This window comes from Microcoleus sp. Pol7_B2, assembly GCF_036701035.1.
GTDB lineage: Bacteria > Cyanobacteriota > Cyanobacteriia > Cyanobacteriales > Microcoleaceae > Microcoleus.
Window position 1 is genome coordinate 17658 of the sequence record NZ_JAUBQB010000072.1, and the last position, 19644, is coordinate 37301.

Annotated in this window: 17 protein-coding genes; 8 read left to right on the top strand and 9 right to left on the bottom strand. The window is 45.4% G+C overall.

Features of this window, described 5'->3' with window-relative positions; all coding sequences use genetic code 11:
- Positions 1 to 59 precede the first annotated feature (59 nt).
- Positions 60 to 662, bottom strand: a complete 603-nt coding sequence (locus tag QUA57_RS22220; protein WP_333063623.1) for a superoxide dismutase — start codon at positions 660 to 662, stop codon at positions 60 to 62.
- A 381-nt stretch (positions 663 to 1043) separates the two neighbouring features.
- Between QUA57_RS22220 and QUA57_RS22225 the strand changes: the two genes are divergently transcribed.
- Positions 1044 to 1457 (top strand): phosphate-starvation-inducible PsiE family protein, encoded by a 414-nt coding sequence (locus tag QUA57_RS22225; protein WP_333063621.1) that lies wholly within the window; start codon positions 1044 to 1046, stop codon positions 1455 to 1457.
- A 307-nt stretch (positions 1458 to 1764) separates the two neighbouring features.
- Here QUA57_RS22225 and QUA57_RS22230 read toward each other — a convergent pair whose 3' ends face one another.
- Positions 1765 to 2316 (bottom strand): peroxiredoxin, encoded by a 552-nt coding sequence (locus QUA57_RS22230; RefSeq protein WP_333063620.1) that lies wholly within the window; start codon positions 2314 to 2316, stop codon positions 1765 to 1767.
- A gap of 119 nt (positions 2317 to 2435) precedes the next feature.
- On the opposite strand from QUA57_RS22230, the gene QUA57_RS22235 reads away from it, so the two are divergent.
- Complete coding sequence (locus QUA57_RS22235; protein WP_333063619.1) at positions 2436 to 3776, top strand: peptidylprolyl isomerase; 1341 nt, start codon at positions 2436 to 2438, stop codon at positions 3774 to 3776.
- 109 nt (positions 3777 to 3885) lie between these two features.
- On the opposite strand, the gene QUA57_RS22240 is transcribed toward QUA57_RS22235, so the two are convergent.
- The gene (locus QUA57_RS22240; protein WP_333036021.1) at positions 3886 to 4596 is read right to left on the bottom strand and encodes a tetratricopeptide repeat protein; all 711 of its coding nucleotides are present in this window, start codon (positions 4594 to 4596) and stop codon (positions 3886 to 3888) included.
- 613 nt (positions 4597 to 5209) lie between these two features.
- Between QUA57_RS22240 and QUA57_RS22245 the strand changes: the two genes are divergently transcribed.
- From QUA57_RS22245 to QUA57_RS22255, 3 genes are all read left to right on the top strand, one after another.
- Positions 5210 to 5914, top strand: a complete 705-nt coding sequence (locus QUA57_RS22245) for a pentapeptide repeat-containing protein (protein ID WP_333063618.1) — start codon at positions 5210 to 5212, stop codon at positions 5912 to 5914.
- A gap of 566 nt (positions 5915 to 6480) precedes the next feature.
- Positions 6481 to 7212 (top strand): cytochrome c biogenesis protein CcdA, encoded by a 732-nt coding sequence (locus QUA57_RS22250; RefSeq protein WP_445304501.1) that lies wholly within the window; start codon positions 6481 to 6483, stop codon positions 7210 to 7212.
- A 303-nt stretch (positions 7213 to 7515) separates the two neighbouring features.
- Positions 7516 to 8928 (top strand): cytochrome c biogenesis protein, encoded by a 1413-nt coding sequence (locus QUA57_RS22255; RefSeq protein WP_333063617.1) that lies wholly within the window; start codon positions 7516 to 7518, stop codon positions 8926 to 8928.
- A 451-nt stretch (positions 8929 to 9379) separates the two neighbouring features.
- Here the strand turns inward: QUA57_RS22255 and queF are convergent, their stop codons facing one another.
- A complete protein-coding gene (gene queF / locus QUA57_RS22260) occupies positions 9380 to 9799 on the bottom strand; it encodes a preQ(1) synthase (RefSeq protein WP_333063616.1) in 420 nt (139 codons plus the stop codon).
- 145 nt (positions 9800 to 9944) lie between these two features.
- Here queF and QUA57_RS22265 point away from each other — a divergent pair, with 145 nt between their 5' ends.
- Positions 9945 to 10541, top strand: coding sequence for a hypothetical protein (locus tag QUA57_RS22265; protein WP_333063615.1), 597 nt, complete (start codon positions 9945 to 9947; stop codon positions 10539 to 10541).
- Positions 10542 to 10625: 84 nt separating this feature from the next.
- Here the strand turns inward: QUA57_RS22265 and speD are convergent, their stop codons facing one another.
- Entirely contained in the window at positions 10626 to 11048 is a 423-nt protein-coding gene (gene speD, locus QUA57_RS22270; RefSeq protein WP_190743421.1) for an adenosylmethionine decarboxylase, read from the bottom strand.
- 408 nt (positions 11049 to 11456) lie between these two features.
- Between speD and QUA57_RS22275 the strand changes: the two genes are divergently transcribed.
- Complete coding sequence (locus QUA57_RS22275) at positions 11457 to 11744, top strand: hypothetical protein (RefSeq protein WP_333251336.1); 288 nt, start codon at positions 11457 to 11459, stop codon at positions 11742 to 11744.
- 172 nt (positions 11745 to 11916) lie between these two features.
- On the opposite strand, the gene QUA57_RS22280 is transcribed toward QUA57_RS22275, so the two are convergent.
- From QUA57_RS22280 to QUA57_RS22295, 4 genes are all read right to left on the bottom strand, one after another.
- A complete protein-coding gene (locus QUA57_RS22280; RefSeq protein ID WP_333063613.1) occupies positions 11917 to 12978 on the bottom strand; it encodes a pentapeptide repeat-containing protein in 1062 nt (353 codons plus the stop codon).
- A 1487-nt stretch (positions 12979 to 14465) separates the two neighbouring features.
- The gene (locus tag QUA57_RS22285; protein ID WP_333063612.1) at positions 14466 to 15683 is read right to left on the bottom strand and encodes a histidine kinase; all 1218 of its coding nucleotides are present in this window, start codon (positions 15681 to 15683) and stop codon (positions 14466 to 14468) included.
- A 398-nt stretch (positions 15684 to 16081) separates the two neighbouring features.
- Positions 16082 to 16561: a BON domain-containing protein gene (locus tag QUA57_RS22290; RefSeq protein WP_333063610.1), complete on the bottom strand. Its 480-nt coding sequence runs from the start codon at positions 16559 to 16561 to the stop codon at positions 16082 to 16084.
- A 472-nt stretch (positions 16562 to 17033) separates the two neighbouring features.
- Positions 17034 to 17588: a hypothetical protein gene (locus tag QUA57_RS22295; RefSeq protein WP_333036036.1), complete on the bottom strand. Its 555-nt coding sequence runs from the start codon at positions 17586 to 17588 to the stop codon at positions 17034 to 17036.
- A gap of 69 nt (positions 17589 to 17657) precedes the next feature.
- On the opposite strand from QUA57_RS22295, the gene QUA57_RS22300 reads away from it, so the two are divergent.
- Entirely contained in the window at positions 17658 to 19058 is a 1401-nt protein-coding gene (locus tag QUA57_RS22300; RefSeq protein ID WP_333063609.1) for an S-layer homology domain-containing protein, read from the top strand.
- Positions 19059 to 19644: the final 586 nt, after the last annotated feature.

Consider the following 19644-nt stretch of genomic DNA (forward strand, 5'->3'; position numbering starts at 1 on the left):
CCTCACTACAAACTTTATAGGTTTGTAGTGAGGACGAAAGTCCTCAAACTCAGATGCTACTAAGCCGCAGCCAAATTTGCTGCTGCGAAATCCCAGTTAGCCAAATTATCCAAGAAATTAGTAATGTAGTCGGGACGGCGGTTTTGGAAATCCAAATAATAAGCGTGTTCCCACACATCCAAAGTCAGCAACGGAGTTTGGCCGTGTGCAACCGGGGTGTCAGCGTTAGCAGTTTTGGTAACTTTCAAAGTGCCGTTGTCCACAACCAGCCAAGCCCAGCCGCTACCGAACTGAGTTGTCGCAGCAGTCTTGAATTCTTCTTTGAATTTGTCGAAGCTGCCGAAGTCAGCGTTGATTTTGTCAGCTAAAGCTCCTGTCGGAGTGCCGCCGCCGCCCGGTTTGAGGGAATTCCAGAAAAAATTGTGGTTCCAAACTTGACCTGCATTGTTGAAAATGCCTGCTTTGGATGGGTCTTTAGCAGATTCCTTGACAATTTCTTCAAGGGATTTGCTCGCCATTTCCGTTCCTTCAATCAGTTTATTCAGATTGGTCACGTAAGCAGCGTGGTGCTTGTCGTGGTGGAACGAAAACGTGTTGGCCGACATATGAGCTGGTTCTAGGGCGTCAGCGGCGAAGGGTAATGGTGCGAGTTCAAATGCCATTGTGTTCAATCCTCTCTGGATTACTTTTGGTTTTTGGGCTAACTTTCCGGCTTTTTTATGATTAAAGCCGAGAGTCGCTAGCTTGAGTTTATCAAGCTGTGGTCAATAATTCTTTACAATTTTCATATTTTATAGCAGTTGCAGCATTTTAGGATTTTGACTTCTGCTTTTCACGAGTCAAATCTACTAATAGCAGGTATGGAGTATCACAAACTTTGGCAAAATGTCAACCCGCCTGCGCGGTAAATAAAAGTTTATGGCAAATTGTCAACAGAGGGAATTTTTATAATGGTTATAAATAAATTAAACCGATTTTTTGTCAAAGATAAGCTCACTTTAACTTAAGCTGAAAACAAGTCAAACAGATTGCAGGAGCCGTCTATGCAAAACCGTTCAAATAACCAGATTAATCACCCCTCGCAATGGTTGAATCTGAAACTAATAGTCAGCGCTCTGGAAACAGTTCAAGATTTAATTGTAATTTCTTTGTGTATCGGTTTGTTTTGTTTCATGGTACTCGAACTGCGAGAAATGTTTTTCTCGCTGCTGCCTCCTTTGAATTTCCAGCAAGTGACGGCAGACATTCTATTTTTATTAGTTTTAGTGGAATTATTTCGGCTGCTAATTATTTACTTGCAAGAGCAGCGGGTTTCGATAGGTGTGGCTGTGGAAGTCTGTATAGTATCTGTTTTGCGAGAAGTTATCGTGCGGGGAGTGCTAGAAACTCCCTGGGTTCAAATATTATCAACTTATCAACAGGCGCTTTTTTGCTGGTTTTGGGAGTGTTGTTGGTAGTCCGAGTTTGGTTGCCGCCAACCTTCGAGGGAATTGACCCGGAACGCCGCCTTGCTAGCAGAAATAGAAAAATTTCCGAGCAGGAATTTTCTTCCGATTCTGTTGCAATCAAGAACCAGTTTAATTCTCACTGAGTATGGTGGCACAGCCGATTTTAGATTTTAGATTTACAACGTTTGTAATGAGGACTAAAATCCTCTGAAAATACAGAGGACTTTAGTCCTCACTACAAATACAAGCTTCATCAGCCATGCCCAATTATTAAAATCTAAAATCTAAAATCTAAAATCTAAAATTTAAAATGGTATTACCCGTTAGCCTGCAATTCGCCCAAACGAGCCAACACTTCTTTCGAGTGAATCGCCGGATTAATCTTCACAAAAGTTTCCCGTAAAACGCCTTCAGGGTCAATAATAAAACTGTGGCGCGCCGAGATAAAACTCATCCAAGAACCGTAAGCTTTACTCACTTTACCATCCGTATCAGCTAACAGCGGAAACTTCAAACCTTCAGAATCGCAAAATTCCGCATGGGAATCGACATCATCAGCGCTAATACCGATAATTTGAGTATTCTTTGCCAAGTATTTGGGCAAGTCTTCCTGAAATCTCCGCGCTTCGATCGTACAACCTGATGTAAAGTCTTTCGGATAGAAATAGACTACCAGCCACTTACCGCGATAATCCGACAGGGACACTTGTCCGTCGCCGCTGTTTGTCGGCAAACTAAAATCTGGCGCTGGTTGATTTACCGTCGGAAGCTTGCCACCGAGGGCCAATGCAGGTGCGGCAAAATTGAAACTTAGAACAACTAGACAAATGGCCAATAAAGTGCTAAAAAATTTGCGACGGGACATCATAAATTTAGAAGTAGAACTGTACTTAAGACAAGTTTACAGTTTTCTGATTAAATGGGTAGGGGCAATTCGCGGATTGCTTCTAAAACCCAAAGATCACTCACTCAAATAGCAATTTACCCATGAGCGCTGCACTCCCGTTAACAGGCAAAGCTATAGTAGTCCAGGTAATTAACGGTCAACCCGTTACGATCGAAGTAGACGGCACTAATGCCCCGATTACTGGGGGAAATTTTGTTGACTTAGTTGAACGAGGCATTTACGACGGGGTGATGTTTCACCGAGTTGTGCGCCAGCCAGATCCTTTTGTGGTGCAAGGAGGCGATCCGCGCAGCAGAGATACTACAATTCCCGCCAGTCAATTGGGAACGGGTAGTTTTATTGACCCGGATACCAATCAGCCGCGTTTTATTCCTTTGGAAATCAAGCCACAAGGGGCCGCGCAACCTGTTTACAACCAAATTGTAACCCAGACGCCGCAGTTGCAGCACACTCGCGGGGCTGTGGCAATGGCTCGTTCTAATGCTTTGGATTCGGCTTCTTCCCAGTTTTATTTTGCTTTGGATGAGTTGCCATTTTTGGATGGTAGTTATGCTGTTTTTGGCAATGTTATTCAAGGCTTTGAAACAGTGAATGCGGTGCAGCAGGGCGATCGCATTTCGAGTGCAAAAGTCGTTGACGGCATCGTTCCGAGTCGGGTTTCTAGCATCATTACCGATGTTGATTTCCTTAACGATTCCATTAACATTACCAATTTGGCAAATCTGCCTTTGCGACCCCTCAGATTGGCCAACACCCCGAACAACTATCAAGTCACTCCCCAAGACTACGATCAAAATCCCGGCGGTGTAGTGGGAGGTAGCGCAAACGATCGCATCCTCGGTGAAGCCACGTATGGTGATGGAATTAACGGCAGCCAAGGCAACGATACCCTCACGGGCGAAGAAGGCGACGACTTTCTCAGAGGCGGCAAAGGTAACGACTCCATTAGCGGCGGTGTTGACGACGATATTATCAACGGAAATCTCGGCGACGATAATCTCAATGGCGATGCTGATAACGACGTTTTGCGAGGTGGCAGAGGAAACGATGTTTTAATCGGCGGCGATGGTAACGATGTTTTAATCGGCGATAGTGACAGCGATACTCTCACCGGCGGTGGCGGTAGTGATACGTTTGTTCGGGTTACGGGTGAAATTCTGGAGTTGGATGGGACGAGCGATATAATTCTTGATTTTAGGCCGGGAGATGGCGATCGTATTGGCTTGACCAGCCCTTTATCCAACACCTCATTCACCCAATCAGGCAGCAACACACTCATTCAATTTGGAGGAGCTACTTTGGCTGTGGTTCAAAATGCCACTCCTGCAGCAGTTCAAAATGCTGCTTTTGAAATTAACTTTTCTTCTGCTTACCTTGCCGATAACTTGCCCCCCGGAGACGCGGCCTTGAGAATTGGCTAACTTTAACAAGACTCACGCAATAAATATAAGGGTAGGGTGCTCTTCGGTGCACCCTACCTGATTATCAATAGCCAATTCCCTATTCCCTATTCCCAATTGCCAAATTCAACTAACACCATAGCTTTGTAATTTGAGAAACTGCATCTTGATAAGAATCCATTCTCCCCTGCAGCTTAAAAAGCTCGGCAGCTTTCTGAAAATCCTCAAATGCTCCCTGAACCTCTCTCAATTTGTATCTAGTTACTCCTCGGTTAAAATAAGCTTTAGCAAAATCGCGATCGAGGCGAATTGCTGACTCAAAATCAGCTAGTGCTGCCAGGGAATTTTCCATTTGCAGGTGGATAGCACCTCGGTTAAAGTAAGCTTGGGTTAAATTGGGGTTGAGCAGGAGTGCCGAGTTGTAATCGGCGATCGCCGCAGTATAATCTTTTAGACCAGTCAGCATAAACCCCCGATTGCTGTAATACTTGGCTCGGTAAGGATTGAGTTCGATGGCTGTAGTTAAATCTTCGATCGCCGATTGCTTGTAGCCTAATTTGTACCGGGCCACACCGCGATCGTTGTAAGCTGACGCGAATTGCGGATTAATGTTAATTGTGGCAGTAAAATTTTTAATAGCGCCGTGCAAGTCTTGTTGTTCGAGATTTTTTAAACCCTGAGTGTAAAACTTTTTTGTACTAACTTTTAAATTTGCCTCTTGTCGGGATTCAGCTTGCTCCCCCGAAAATACGCCTGCAATATTAGTGAATCCCAAAGATTCGATCGAATTGAAAATAGTTGTGACAACTAATTGGGTTGGGAAAAGGGGGATAGTAGGCATGGGAGAAGTGCTGTTGAACTGTATGCTCTTATTTTCCTCCATAGCTGAGCTATTGACAGTGATATCCGCAGTCTCAGGAACGTGATAAGTTTGATGAGATTGGGTGATGCTCGGGCTTGAGTTGTGTGAGGAGGGTTAGCCTTAGTTAGTGATGCCGATCGCAATTCAGGAAAAATGCGTCTACAACCCTTTAAATATAAGGTTTTCAGTTAAATATAAGGTTTTCAGGCTAGCTTGGCGGTTTCTTTCTTGCCATATTGACGGGATTGTTTGCAGGTATGCCCCTGGGAAAGCGATCGCAACTGCCTGCAGCAAGTATTACTTTGTAGCGATATTGCACTGGCAAACCTCGATCGAACTTGCGGTTATCTTATACCAGGTTTTTAGGAAAAATATTAGTGTGGCAGCGAGGCATTTGTGAAGCAACCGGGTTTATACCTCAAAGCGCGTCTAAGACTGACTAAGTTAAGTTTGTACCTGCGTCAGCCATGATTAACCTTTCACTACACTAATATTTTTGAGTAATCTTGCTGAGGAAAGTTGCATATTATTTGCTATGCTTGGATTAAACATCAATAATTTATGGCGCAAATTAGTGTCAATGAAAAGAGTTATGAGGTTGAAAACTTTCTTCGCTGCCGTGTTGGCGATCGTCCTGTTCACTCTCTACTTAACTCCTCCTGTGATGGCGGCGAATGGGGATGATGTGAGTCACCTATTAAAGGATAATTGGTGCGTCAGTTTTTTGTGGAAACAGTGCGATTTGAGCGCCGTCGATTTGCGGGGAGCCAATCTCCAAGAAGCCAATTTGAGCGGCGCTAATTTGAGCGGCGCTAATTTGTCCGGTGCTAACTTAAAAAATGCTGATCTTTCGGACGCAGACCTCACCGGCGCTAATTTAGCAAATGCTGATATTTTAGGCACGGATCTCAGTCGAGCCAATTTGACCGAGGCTAATTTCAACTGCACGAAGTTGTGGGATGCGAATCTGACTTTGGCAAATCTGAGCCGCGCCAATTTAGAAGATGCTAATGTCTTAGATTCTCGACTTTGGGGAAGCAATCTTACCGAAGCTAATTTAACGGATGCGACGCTGCACGGTGCTGACTTGCAATATGCTAATTTGGCCGACACTAATTTAACAGGTGCTGACTTGCACAGCTTCTTTTTCCGAGGTTCCAAACAAGTCACGAATTTGAGCAATGCTAATTTAGAAGGCGCTATTTTAACGGGAGCAAATCTCAGAGGTGCGGTGCTGGCAGGGGCAATAATGCCGGACGGGTCTATTAATGAAGAAAGTGGCTTTAATTTAAAGTAGAGTAAAATTAAGGTCTGCTTGAATAATTTCCACAACAGGCTTTCGGGCCGATTTCGCAGTCAATGAATTATCTGGGGTAGCGGCGCCCGTGGCCAACAGCTTGTTGAGGATGCTGTCAAGATATCGATTTAAACCAGGGTGCGATCGACCTTTTAACTCTCAAGCTGCGCCCGTTGCCAACAGCTTGTTGAGGATGCTGTCAAGATATTAATTTAAACCAGGGTGCGATCGACCTTTTAACTCCGAACCAGTAAATTTCGCTGAAATCTTAAATCTCAAACCGAACCTGCGCGCATCTGTTACAATTTTCAACAAAGCCAGAACAGCCCCGAACCTGAAGTCACCTGCCTAGGGATACCAGCCCCCGACAGGAGTCGTGAAGAGCAAAAATATTAGATATTTAGTTTAAACTCCCAGATTCATCTGTAGAGTAAATCTAAAATCTAAAATCGATCGGCTGTGGAGTCAATCTAAAATCTAAAATCTAAAATTTAAAATCTAAAATCGATCTGCTGTGGAGTCAATCTAAAATCTAAAATCTAAAATCTAAAATCTAAAATCGACTGATGGAAACCCTGCAAACTCAACTTTACGAACTCGCACAATTTGCTAATAATTTAGTAAATACTCAACTGACAAACCTCAGTCTAGTCAGCGTCGGAGTCATCTTTCTGGCAGGGTTGCTAACGAGCTTAACGCCCTGTATGCTTTCAATGTTGCCGATCACGATCGGCTACATCGGCGGATACGAAGCAAAAAGCCGCCTGCAAGCCGCCGCCCAGTCTGCGTGGTTTTCCCTGGGATTAGCCACCACCCTGGCGGGTTTGGGTATTGTAGCATCATTTGCCGGACAAGTTTATGGGAAAATTGGCCTGGGTTTACCGATTCTTGTCAGCATTATTGCTATTCTAATGGGGCTGAATTTACTCGAAGCTTTACCCTTACAAATGCCGTCTTTCGACGCTGTGGGGTGGGTGCCGAAAAATTTACCGGCGGGCGTGCGATCGTACTTATTGGGCTTAACTTTTGGTTTAGTAGCGTCTCCCTGCAGCACGCCGGTTTTAGCTACACTCTTAGCTTGGGTTTCCAAAACGGGAGATACAGTTTTAGGTGGTGTGTTGCTGCTGTTTTATGCTGCTGGCTACGTCGCTCCGCTGATTATAGCAGGTACTTTTACTGCCAGCATTAAAAAGTTGTTAGAATTACGTCGGTGGTCGAGTTGGATTACGCCTGTTAGCGGCGTTTTGCTAGTAGGATTTGGCGTTTTCTCTCTGCTTTCCCGAATCCTTCCCGCGTAATGCTTGTAGTAAGGACTTCAGTCCTTATTTAGAGATATAGCAATCACTACGGAATGCGTGAATTAAGTTTTTATTTAACGAACCGCGCAGACGGGAAGAACACGAAGGAAGAAAGAAAAGAGAAAGACTTCAAAATTGATTGAGACTTTCTCAATAAAAATAATAATATTTTTTATCTGTTGTTTTTCCCTCCTTTTTCTTCCTTCTCCCTTCTTCCATCCGTTACATTCGTTACACAATCCGTTGCCGAACTTCCTTCCATCCGTTACAAAATCCGTTGCCGAACTTCCTTCATAATTACCAATGACATCAAAAGAAGTATTTCTATCTAAACTATCAAACTGGGCGACTGCCCCTCAAAAGTTTTTCAAGCGAGAAATCTTGCCGGTGCTAGCAGATTTGCGGCTAGCAATTATCTTGCTGCTGACGATCGCATTTTTCAGCATTTCTGGAACCGTCATCGAACAAGGCCAATCAGTACCCTTTTACCAATCTAACTATCCAGAACACCCCGCTTTGTTCGGCTTCCTAACTTGGAAAGTTGTGCTAATTGCAGGACTTGACCACGTATACCGCACTTGGTGGTTTTTGTCAATCCTAATTTTGTTCGGCAGCAGCTTAACAGCTTGTACATTTACCCGACAATTTCCCGCATTAAAAGCCGCCCGCCGCTGGAAATTTTATGAAGAACCAAAGCAGTTTGAAAAATTAGCTCTGAGTGCGGAATTAGAAACAGTTGCTTTAACTTCATTAGAACCACTCTTGCAGCAAAAAAACTACCGCATATTTCGAGAAGGCGAAAAAGTTTATGCTCGTAAGGGAATAATTGGCAAAGTCGGCCCGATTATTGTTCACGCCAGTATGCTAATTATTTTAGCTGGGTCGATATGGGGCGCAATGACGGGATTTCTAGGTCAAGAAATTGTTCCCAGCGGCGAAACATTTCAGGTGCAGAATATCTTGGATGCGGGGCCTTGGGCCGGGCCGCAAATACCGAAGGATTGGTCGATGCGAGTTAATCGGTTCTGGATTGATTATACTCCCGAGGGCGGAATCGACCAATTTTACTCTGACCTGTCAGTTTTGGACAAAACAGGCCAAGAGGTCGATCGCAAAACTATTCACGTTAACGAGCCCCTCAGATACCGGGGAGTCACATTTTATCAAGCAGATTGGGCAATAGCGGCTGTGCGAGTTCGCCTCAACAAAAGCCCGGTTTTACAATTGCCAATGGCTCAGCTAGACACTCAAGGTAAAGGCCGAATTTGGGGTGCTTGGATTCCCACAAAACCAGATTTGAGTGCGGGAGTTTCTCTGCTAGCAAAAGACTTGCAAGGAACGATGTTAGTGTACGGTACTGATGGCAAATTGTTAACTACAGTTCGCGCCGGCACCGCGGTAGAAGTTAACGGAGTCATGCTGACAATTGACGAAGTTGTAGGCAGTACGGGATTGCAAATTAAAGCCGATCCGGGCATTCCGATCGTTTATACTGGCTTCGGGTTGTTGATGCTTAGCGTGCTGATGAGCTATCTGTCTCACTCGCAGATTTGGGCTTTGGAAAAGGACGGCAAACTATACGTCGGGGGGCGTACTAATCGCGCTCAGGTGACTTTTGAAAGAGAAGTTGTGGATATTTTGGACAAGTTAGCCGAATCGAAAACCGCAGAGGAAAAAAGTGTGATCGCCCCGACTTCTGTTGCAAGTCAAAGCTAACCGTAGGGTGCGCTAGGCGCACCTTACACTAACGATAAATATCAACAAGATTAGTTGAGTTTGTAGGGTGCGTCTTGCCAGATATGTCGAGGTGGTTAATGTGAAACTTAGAAAAAGCAGAAAACCACTATTTCACGTTCTGATTTTTCAAATTTCAAGTAATAAAAATTACTATACGGAGTTTTGGTTTCAAAATCCAAATGCTGAAACGTCCGTCAATCGGTACTCTCCGGTGGGCGACAAACTCAACCGATGGCCAGTGTACACCCTACAAACTAGGATATTTTCAGCGTTTGAACGACTTTTTGACTACCTTGAGAGGACTGCCCTGACGCACCCTACCATTACTTACTAATTTTATTAACAATCCTATTTCTTAAAACTATTGTGGGGTGCGCTTCTACGCCACCCCACAATTAAATCTCAATGACACACCAGCTTAATACCCGCCCTACTTCTGGTGCCGCACCTCAATCACGGTGTGGACGTTCCCCCGCGGCGAAAAATCGCCCGTAATCGTCGCTTCCAGCGGCGCGCAAGCTGCCACAAAATCGTCTAAAATTTGATTGATCGATTCTTCGTGAGAAATGTAGCGATCGCGATAACTGTTAACGTAAAGTTTCAGCGCCTTTAACTCTACCACCCGCTCGTCTGGCACGTAAGTAACGTGAATTGTCGCAAAATCTGGATAGCCAGAAAATGGGCACTTGCAAGTAAACTCCGGCAACGTAATGTTAATCGAGTAGCGCCGCCCGACTCGCGGATTCGGGAAAGTAATTAACTCCCCTTCCAAAATCTGGCGTTCGCCGTATTTCATTTCCTCGGTGCTTGACTTTTGCGACATAGTTTGTTCCGGTGCGTAGTTGTTCATAGCCATTGACTAAAAACTTGTAACATTAAATTAAATTTACCTTCAATATCTGTAACAAATATCTTGACGAATTGTGTTGCGATCGATCTAATTGCAAATACTCTCAGGCTAAACTAAAACAAGTTCACCCTCGCCATCTACAATTATGCAAAATACTACCTTATCTGACAATACTTCCCCTGAAAACTCAAATAGTTACTCTCCATCAGTACCAATTTCCCTCTATCGAGAAGTCACGGCAGAGCTGCAAGCAGCCCAAGCGATGGTGGACTCCCTCAAAACCCACAATCAGCAATTAGTCCAACAAAATCAACAACTGCGGCGAGAAGTAGAAACAGTAGTTCAAGTATCCCAACAGTTACAGCAAGTAGTCAACTCGGCTCAGAGCGTCACCCAGACAGGGATGCCTCAAATGCCGTCAGTCAAATTCAATTTCAGCGTTCAACCTCCGCCCCCACCACCTGTAACCTCGCAGACTAACTCTGCCATACCTCAACCACCTCAGACAGTGGCTTTCCCCTTCCCATTACCGGAACCGGAGCCAACAGCCGCCTCGATGCCGCAGCCACTTCCCGAAAAATTATTTACAGAGGTGCAGGAAACTCCTTACCGTGTCCGACCTCAACTCAAAAAAACCTCAGATTTAAGTGGATTGTGGTTGGCGATCGCAATTTTTCTGATTGTGATTGCAGCTTTCGGTGCAGGTTATTTAGTTGTCCGCCCTTTATTAATGAAAAAGTAAATTCCAACAAGAATCCCACGACTCCAGCCGTGGGATTTTAAACAAAACCTAGCATAAATTGTTCAAAGTTACGCTAATTGGCCATCATCCTCTGGCAGCAATCGTTTCTACTGAACGAGGGGCATACTGCTCTTCACAAGCAGAACCTACGATTCCCACCCCAGGCTCGAAACCGCGCGTGAACTCAGTGAGTTTTACCTGTTTAGCTTCCAAAGCTGTCTGTAGCACCTTCATGGCTCGGTGAGGGTCGCCGGCTCCGCAGAAAAATAAGTCTGCAGCAAAATAACCGTGTTCAGGCCAAGTATGGATCGCTATATGAGACTCTGCCAAAGTAGCAGTAGCTGTCACTCCGTGAGGACTAAACTGGTGTACGCACAAATCGATGAGAGTAGCTCCTCCGGCTTCGATCGCATCGAGAATAGCGCGGCGGATACGTTCAGGATCGTTGAGCAGGTCTCCAGGAGACTGCCAAGCATCAGCGACCAGATGGGTTCCCAATTGTTTCATTCTGCGGGGTTTTACCTCTATTGATGTTAAGTCTCAAACCTTTTAACGTTAGCACGATGTCAAAAATTTTGCAAGTATCTTTCACAAAGAAAGATGAAGATTAGGAGAAGTACGCATCACCAACCGCTGACGGTATACTGGGGCAAAACTGGGGAAGATCTCAACTTTTGCAGCCAAGCTATAAATTGAAGTTGGGAGTCAGGAGCCAGGAGCCAGGAGGAAAGAGTCAGAAAGAAGGAGCGAGGAGGAAGAACGAAGGAGCCAGAAGAAGTGTTTTTACAAATATTGAGATGCTCCCTCAAACTGTCTCACAGGCACAGGCTACTAATCGAATTCTGGTTATTTCAGCGCTGCCTTGTTCTGAATCAAACAACCTTCTTTGATTAAAGCGATCTCTTCTTTTCCTTGGTGGCTAAAAAACCAAAGCTCGATCGTTCTGGCCGCGGCGGAATTGATATGATATCGAAATGCCACAGATGGACGGCTATGCTCGTAAATTTAGGGGTTTGGGATTGGGGCTGGCGATCGCGCGTCAAATTGTGGAACTGCACGGCTATCGCCCTGACTGCTTATGCTGGAGACTTTAATCAGAAACAAGCTCTTGCTGCTGGGTTTCAACATCATGTTGCAAAACGTGTCGAAGCGAATGAGTTAGTCAAAGCAATGCTGAAATTACCTCTGAGACTGCATAGCTGAGTCCGAATTTTAATAGATTGTCGATCGCAGACAACGTATTAAACCCGCCACCCACAAACGATAACTGAATTCTGACTCCTGACTCCTGAATTCTTTATTGTCAAAAGTTTTGAGTTTTAAATTAAAGATTATTTAACTTAAAACTCAAAACTATTTTCCCTTAATCAACTTATCAATCCCGGCTGTGAGTAGCTCCATTCGGCAAAATCGCCCCGCCCAAAGCTGCTTCATTCAAATTATCAACATTCAAGCTCGCCCCAATCAAATTAGCCTCCGACAAATTAGTTCCTGTCAAATTCGCCCCTGTCAGAGAACTTAGCAGCAAACCCGCTCCCGACAAATTGGCGTGACTCAAATTCGCTCCCCGCAAATCCGCTTCCAGCAAGCTAGCACCTGCCAAATTCGCACCGCTCAAGTTAGCTCCCCGCAAAGAAGCTTTGTTCAAATTCGCAGCCCTCAAATCCGCATTGTGCAGAATCAAACCATTTAAATTAGCTTTACTCAAATTAGCTCCCTGCAAGTCGGCACCGCTCAAATTAGAGCCATTTAGATTGGCCGATTGCAAGTCAGCACCGCTCAAGTCAGCACCGCTCAAATTAGCAGCGCTAATAGAAGCCTCCCGCAGACTTGCTTCGCTCAAAGAGGCCCCAACCAAATTGACGCCGCTGAGATTTCCGCGATTGAGATAAGCCCGAGTTAAAGTTGCTCCGCTCAGGTTCGCTCCGGTCAAATCTACCTCGCTGAGAATCGCTCTCGTCAGATTTGCTCTACTTAAGTCAACCCCGCTCATAATTGCTCGGCTCAGCGTCGCCCCGCTCAAATTAGCCTCAGTTAGTTTTGAGCCACTTAGCAAACAAGCTCCTACTAAACTCGCTCCCGTCATCACAGCTTTGCTCAAGTCAGCCTGAGACAATATTGCTCCGCTGAGATTTGCCCCGCTAAAATCTGCGGAGATCGCCACAGTTCCAGTTAAACTAGAACTCCCGAGGTTAGCTTCAATTAATTTCGCCTTAGACAAATTAGCCCCGCTCAAGTCGGCGGCGTTTAAATTAGATCCAATCAGTTTGCTTCTAATTAAATTGGCACCTTTCAAATTAGCGTTGCTCAAATTTGTTCGACTGAGGTTAGCTTCACTCAAATGAGCTGCAATGAGGTTAGCCCCTCGAAAATCTCGTTCCCCGTTTCTATGTCTAATTAAAAGTTCATCGGCACTTAAAAGTTCAGTGAAATTCATAAAAAAATTGAGTGAGTTTCCTTAATTTCTCGATGTTCTATGTTGTGTGAAAGTTTGTACTATCGTGTTTGCCAGTCAGTTTTTTAAACTAATACTGCCACATTAACAATTGTCGAAACTGCTTGATTTCTACCATCACCCTACTCACGTAGTTATAATTTACCAAAATAAACCTGGTTCTGGTATGATCTGAGGTTTGCTAGCGCGGAAGTTATGAAAAAAACCGCGTTTCTCGCCACATGTAAGTCCTGTAAGTATTATTTTGCTAGTAATTAGTTGGCGGTTGATATTAGTTGTTAATGGTTAGTGGGATTTATACTAACTGCTAACCACTAAATATTACCTGCTAACTCTTTACCAAAATACCGAGAAGTTGTCGATCGATCTTGTCAAAGTCGATCGAATATTTGGGGTATTGCGGGTGGCATCCGCGTCGCCTTCTCACCCGAAAATTTGCCAGTACAGGCGATCGAATTTATGAGTGCAATCAAGAAAGAAGATATCGGAGCTTCAACCCCTAATGCCTTCTAAATAAGTGCTTTCTACCTTCGAGGAACCCGGACGACAGCCCCAGGCCAGCTCAGCTAGTGTCATCTCCCCCCACTGTGCTCCGTGCCAGTGAAAACCAACAGGAAGGCTGTTTCCCTCGGAGTGCTAAGCGAGTCGTCGGCGAAGCAAGCAATACGCTGTGCTGAGCCTGAGATGGCGCGAAAAAATGGATCGCGAGTCGTTCCCGTATTCTCGCGCTGCTGTGCTTGCTGTTAATGTTTTCTCGATCCATGAGCGCTTGCGGTTCTAATTTACAGAACACTCGACACCAGACGCGCTCCCGGACATAAAAGCTGTTCCTGGGCTTCTCAAATGCTTCCCTGAGACATTCCCAGAAAAACTGTATTCATGCCGCAGGTCTTGCCAACAGCAATTGAGCTGCTACAGCCAAGCAATGACCAGCCTAAGTCTTGCGGGAAGGCGACGACAATATTATTCTAATAGTTGCCGACCACTGCAGGCCATACTCGGCGCGCGGGACTGGCTACTTCACGTGTATAAGTTGCTCAAATTAGCTACCCATAATTAAAGATAGTCGCTCTTTGACTAACTGGGCAATATCTGTGGTAATTTAGGTCATTAAATTTGATAATACTGCGAGGTTTAAAATCTAGCAGTAGTGAGTGTTACAGACTAAAAAACCGCTGCGAATTTCTGCTGTAAAATTTCAGGGAGCCGATCGATCCTCGGGCGCAAAGCCCAGCTCACTGATTGAACCCCTAATCAAAATTAAACTTTTGACAGGTAGCTTTTTTAAGTTTCCAGAACAAAACAAAAGCCGGCTTTCAGAGAAAAAGCCGACTTTTGAGATAATTTTACCGACGAAGCGTAAAACCGCTAGCTCGCCTCTGTGGGTTGGATCACTTTCCACAATCCGAGTGCGCGAGTGCTACTACTTTGCAGGAAGTAGAAACCATCCCCAAACAAAGTCTGAAGTATTAAACCCGAGGGTGGTGGGTAACGCCCTGATTGGGGTCGTAAATATCAGCGGTAGTATCAACGCCCGGAGCCCCAGGAGCGCCGTAATCAGCCCGAGCACTATCGACGCTGGGATTATAGTCGTAGGTGTTCCAATGCTGAATGCCTCCCCGGCTCAGGATGGTTTCAGCTCTAGCGACTTCTGCTTCGCTGCCGTCAACCAGTACCAAGTAATCTCCTCTCGCCACGCGATCGTTGTATGCTCTAGCTTCCTCTTCGGGAATTCCCATACCGACTAAAGCTCCGATCAAGCCGCCTGCTGCCGCACCCAAAGCCGTACCGGCGAGTGTAGTGGCGATCGCCGTAGCTGAGGCTCCTGCCAGCATAATCGGTCCGATTCCCGGAATTGCCACTAGGCCCAGACCTACCAACAAGCCTGTCAAACCGCCCAAAGTACCACCTGTGAGTGCGCCCTTTGTGGCCCCTTCATCAGATTTGTTGTCCGCGCTGTCGTGCACGTCAATGCCTGCGATGTCCCCTTTAGAGTCAGCATCCTTAGCGATGACCGAAACCCGATTCATGTCAAAACCGGCAGTTCTCAGTTCTCCCAGTGCGTGTTCCGTCTCGCGGCGGGTTGAAAATACTCCCACGGCGCGCTTCTGGCGGCCCGAAGCTCTGCGGCCAGTGTCTGCCGGCACATCGTAAATGCCCCAATCCTGAATGCCCCGCACGGTCATAATTCCTTCGGCTGTGGCAAGTTCGGCATCTGTTCCTTCTACGAATACCAAATATTCTCCACGCGAAACGCGATCGTTATAAGCTTTAGCTTTTGCTTCGGGAACTCCCAAGCCGACCAAACCGCCGACCAACCCGCCTGCTGCTGCCCCAATCGCGCCACCGACTACAGTATCTGCCAGCAGAGTTGCGATCGCACCCCCCGCCATCACCGGGCCAACTCCCGGAATCGCTAGCGCTCCAATGCTTCCGAGTAACCCAATCAAACCGCCCGTCACGACTCCCGCTGTCGCGCCTGCTTTGGCGCCGCCGCCCACTTTGTCGTCGGTACCCTTACCAGTACCAGTGCTAGCGCCCGCAATTTCGCTGCGATCGAGATTTTCGCCAACTACCGAAACTTTATTCATCGGAAACCCGGTACTTTGCAGCTCCATCAGGGCTAGTTCCGTATCTCGGTAATTAGAAAATGCTCCTACAGCTCGCTTGTGTTGACCTAAAGCCATTTTTTTTGTCCTCAAAAATATACTACTTTTACACAACCACAGAATTTATGCTCTGCCATCAATCACATTTAGTCATTTTTTCCCAACAATTTTCATCGGTCGGTGGGAATAACTTCCCCCTCTATCTTCAGGTTGGTTTCCCACTAATTCTCGGGGATGGGAAATCGGAAATTGGGAAGGGGAAGTTGCAGGTATTGCGCGAGTTTTGAGTGCGTCAATTTAAAATTCAATTTAAACTCTTTCACTTAAAACCCCGCTGTCCCTAGACAGTCACCTAAGCCTTGCAATCCGATCCGCCAGCAATCTTACAATGCCAAACTTTTCCCTCTTCCCTCAGACTTCTCTCCTAGATAACTACATCCTTTTCCCTTCTTTGCCTCGGACTTCTTCCTGCTAATTTATTGATTGCTGCTAGGCGATGCGGGTGCAGCGGGGGCGACAACAGCAGTAACATTCACCTGTTTGACACCCTTAATCTCTTTAGCTAGTGGCTCAATTTTAGCTAAATCAGTTTGATTTGGAACTGTGCCACCTACGGTGACAAGCCCATCTTTTGCGTCAACAGTTAGCTGACCTTTAGTGATGTTTACTTCTAACTTGGAGCGCACTTCACTTTGGAGATCCCCATCGGCTCTTATCGCATCGCCACCCGTCACATTGTTGCGCTGTTCTCTGGCCCTGATATCAGAATTTGCTTGGTTTTTGCGAATATCGCTCGTTGCGTCACCCTGAGTTTTTTGAACTGTGTCCGCTGGGGGGGGGCTGGTGGTATTTTCTCTGGTAGAATTAGGAGCATCAGAGCTAGTTTTAGCCCCCTCGCTGCAAGCAGCTCCAAATAATAGGATGCCGCTGAGGAGAATGGGTGTTAGTTTGTTCATAATATGTTAATACCCTCCGGGTAAGCTTTCGATGAGCCTGACTTCCCTGACTTCGTTGAGCCAGAGGGGAGCCAGATGGAGCAAGAGAGCATCTTTACTTGTGCTTTCTGCGATTTAAAAATCCTTATATCAAATATATAAACTTGAGGAAGTATCTACATCGCTCCACGGGTGTAAAATTTATCTATGCCGTTAGATAGAGTACAAAAAACAAAATAAGGTATTAAGTCACATTTAACTTAATTAGTTCTGACCGCATTATTCCTCAGAAACCCGGTAGATGGAGCCATTTTTGGTTGCAAAAGCCAATACTTTCCTCTAAACCAAGTTTAAAAAGGTAAGCTTTATTAATAAATTCAATGCCACTCCCAACTAATTTTTCCCTTGCTGCTCGAACCTGGGACTTCTTCCCTCAACATCCATCCATTAAATCCGTTCATCCCATACACTGCTCGTTGCCGAACCTCCGGCTTCAAAACAAACGAAAAGAGTCGAGAAATTTTTGAGCATTTTCTGCTTCTGGGGTAGTGGCAACCAGCCCGTAAACGCGCGTTTCCACCAAAAAAACTTGGCCCACACCTACAGGTTCCGTGGGGGAAAGCGGCTGAAACTCAAACTCTTTTCCCGGATAGCCTCCGAGGGAAATATCCCGCACTTGCAAGACTTTAGCATTCGCTGCCACGACGAAAAAATCTACGGCATTATTTAAAGTTATTCTGATATTATTGATATTATTGTTAGTCAGACGAAAATCTAGGTCAAAGTATTGAAGCAAATAAGTTTCTTTGTTTTTTAAGTTCGATCTGTATGTATGAGCAATAATTTGATTGGAAAAAATTTCGGAATTAATTTTGGGATTTCCCGGCATATCGATCGCAAACTGACCCATCGCTGAGCAAAATGGCTGCCACTCTGGCGTCTGAATTTCTGCCCGCAGCGGGGCTGGTTGAGATGCAGCGGGACGGGCAAACTTGACCGGGTATGAAAGTAATGTAGCAGTAACTAGAAGTAAATACAAAAATTTCATTTGGGTAAAAAATATATTTGCCTGAGCGATCTGCGCTAGCCTAGAAATATATCCGCAAAGGGGGGATTTATGCTGAATATTATATTTACTCAACGGCGAGGCAACTCTCAAGGACGATCTAAAATCACTAAAACCAATAAAACCAATATACTCGCTGCTGTAAATACTTGGCTGGCTGTGTGTCTGCTGGCTGCTGTCACAGCTTGTGCAAACAGCCCCAACAGCAAGGCCCTCGAAGAATCTTTAGCCGCCGATCCGAAATTAAAACAAAATCCAGTGGTTTTCTCTTCCCCGCCACCCGCAACAGCAATTGAGACAAACTCTACCGCCAAACTTCCTCCCGATTTCCCGACAGATATTCCACTCTATCCTAATGCTGACTTAATCGAAGTTGGTGGGCAAACCGATCCGTCGCAAAAAAATGTGCGGCTGCGCTGGGAAAGCACTGATCCTGTTAATTCGATTCAGAACTTTTACTCCACAGAGTTTGGGCGTCGCAACTGGGAAATAGTCAGCCGCCCCACCGCCGAGGGACAAGGTTCTTTGGTAGCAACGCGAGATAATTTACGGGTAACTGTGTCGCTTTCTCCTACTCAGAAAGTAGGAGGTTCTACAGAATTTGCGATCGACTACAGCAAAGAAAGCCCCGAAATTGCCGCCAGTCCCCAACCTAACAATTCCGAGTCTAGCGCATCTCCAACCGCTTCACCAACTCCATCTAATTCAGAGGGAACTACTCCAACGCCATCCGCCTCGCCAAAATCAGCACAAGTTAGCCAACTAGATACCCAAATTCCTCAACAGTTGCGGCAGTATATAGCTGATTTAAGTCAGTTGGAAGTGCTGAAAGTGCGATCGGCAGAAAGTGCTAATTTAGAAACAGCCAGCACTTTGCCCAAACCCAACAAAATTGTCACTCGCCGCGAATACGCCCGCTGGTTAGTAGCAGCTAACAATCAGATTTATGCTAGCCGTCAAGCCAAACAAATTAGATTAGCAGTAGACTCTAGCGAACCAGCCTTTTCTGACGTACCCAAAACAGACCCCGATTTTTCAGCAATTCAAGGTTTAGCAGAAGCCGGTGTAATTCCAAGTTCGCTTTCGGGTGAAAGTAAAGATGTGAAATTTCGCCCCGATGCACCTTTAACTCGCGAAACAATGATTCTCTGGAAAGTGCCTTTAGATAGTCGTCAAGTTTTACCGACAGCTAACATTGACGGAGTGAAAGAAAAGTGGGGTTTTCAAGATGCTTCTAAGATTGATTCCCAGGCATCGCGGGCAGTTTTAGCTGATTTTAACAATGGAGATTTGGCGAATATTCGCCGCGTTTTTGGTTTTACTACTCTGTTTCAGCCTAAGAAATCAGTGACTCGCGCCGAAGCTGCTGCTAGTTTGTGGTATTTTGGCGTTCAAGATCAGGGATTGTCTGCTAAAGATGCCCTGGAAGCAAAGTCTCAACCTGCTGAGTAGAGTTTTTTTGGGGTGGTTAAAAGTTTTGAACACACCATCTACTTACCAATACCCAGGAAACCGGGTTTTTTCTCTGTAAGCAAACCCGGTTTCTGCGTCCAAGACTGCCGAAATTTTACCAATTTTTGATTAATCGGCGTGCGATCGTCCGCCACAAAAATTGCAGCTTGAGTTTCTAGGAGTTCGGTGAATATGGCTTACCCAGAAACCGACTTTTATCTACGAAAATGCCCTGTAAAACGCGAGGCATATCCGGTGAAGAACCCCGTTTCTTTAATTCCTCTGGAGGAGTTCTCGTAAAAAATCCTTTCAAGAAAAATACATCGGCTTTTCTGTCCTTGTGGCCTACGCTAGGGGATAGATTTTTTTTTCTTTAATCTTAATTTCTGTATCCTGCCATACAACTGCTGCATTTAGCCGGCAAATTTTATACATACAGCAAATTCCAAGTTTATGAAGTACAGTAACAGCAGCTTGTAAACCAGTTTTTAAAGTGCTTAGGATTGACCAAATAAGCGTGCAGTAGCCAGCAAAATATCAACCATCTTGGTGGTGCTTGGTGAGAACTGACGTAAAAAAGCTTTAA

Excerpts from the sequence above, each read along its gene's own strand:
- QUA57_RS22220 (WP_333063623.1), bottom strand. The coding sequence starts at position 662 with ATGGCATTTGAACTCGCACCATTACCCTTCGCCGCTGACGCCCTAGAA.
- QUA57_RS22225 (WP_333063621.1), top strand. The coding sequence starts at position 1,044 with ATGCAAAACCGTTCAAATAACCAGATTAATCACCCCTCGCAATGGTTG.
- QUA57_RS22230 (WP_333063620.1), bottom strand. The coding sequence starts at position 2,316 with ATGATGTCCCGTCGCAAATTTTTTAGCACTTTATTGGCCATTTGTCTA.
- QUA57_RS22235 (WP_333063619.1), top strand. The coding sequence starts at position 2,436 with ATGAGCGCTGCACTCCCGTTAACAGGCAAAGCTATAGTAGTCCAGGTA.
- QUA57_RS22240 (WP_333036021.1), bottom strand. The coding sequence starts at position 4,596 with ATGCCTACTATCCCCCTTTTCCCAACCCAATTAGTTGTCACAACTATT.
- QUA57_RS22245 (WP_333063618.1), top strand. The coding sequence starts at position 5,210 with ATGAGGTTGAAAACTTTCTTCGCTGCCGTGTTGGCGATCGTCCTGTTC.
- QUA57_RS22250 (WP_445304501.1), top strand. The coding sequence starts at position 6,481 with ATGGAAACCCTGCAAACTCAACTTTACGAACTCGCACAATTTGCTAAT.
- QUA57_RS22255 (WP_333063617.1), top strand. The coding sequence starts at position 7,516 with ATGACATCAAAAGAAGTATTTCTATCTAAACTATCAAACTGGGCGACT.
- queF (WP_333063616.1), bottom strand. The coding sequence starts at position 9,799 with ATGAACAACTACGCACCGGAACAAACTATGTCGCAAAAGTCAAGCACC.
- QUA57_RS22265 (WP_333063615.1), top strand. The coding sequence starts at position 9,945 with ATGCAAAATACTACCTTATCTGACAATACTTCCCCTGAAAACTCAAAT.
- speD (WP_190743421.1), bottom strand. The coding sequence starts at position 11,048 with ATGAAACAATTGGGAACCCATCTGGTCGCTGATGCTTGGCAGTCTCCT.
- QUA57_RS22280 (WP_333063613.1), bottom strand. The coding sequence starts at position 12,978 with ATGAATTTCACTGAACTTTTAAGTGCCGATGAACTTTTAATTAGACAT.
- QUA57_RS22285 (WP_333063612.1), bottom strand. The coding sequence starts at position 15,683 with ATGGCTTTAGGTCAACACAAGCGAGCTGTAGGAGCATTTTCTAATTAC.
- QUA57_RS22290 (WP_333063610.1), bottom strand. The coding sequence starts at position 16,561 with ATGAACAAACTAACACCCATTCTCCTCAGCGGCATCCTATTATTTGGA.
- QUA57_RS22295 (WP_333036036.1), bottom strand. The coding sequence starts at position 17,588 with ATGAAATTTTTGTATTTACTTCTAGTTACTGCTACATTACTTTCATAC.
- QUA57_RS22300 (WP_333063609.1), top strand. The coding sequence starts at position 17,658 with ATGCTGAATATTATATTTACTCAACGGCGAGGCAACTCTCAAGGACGA.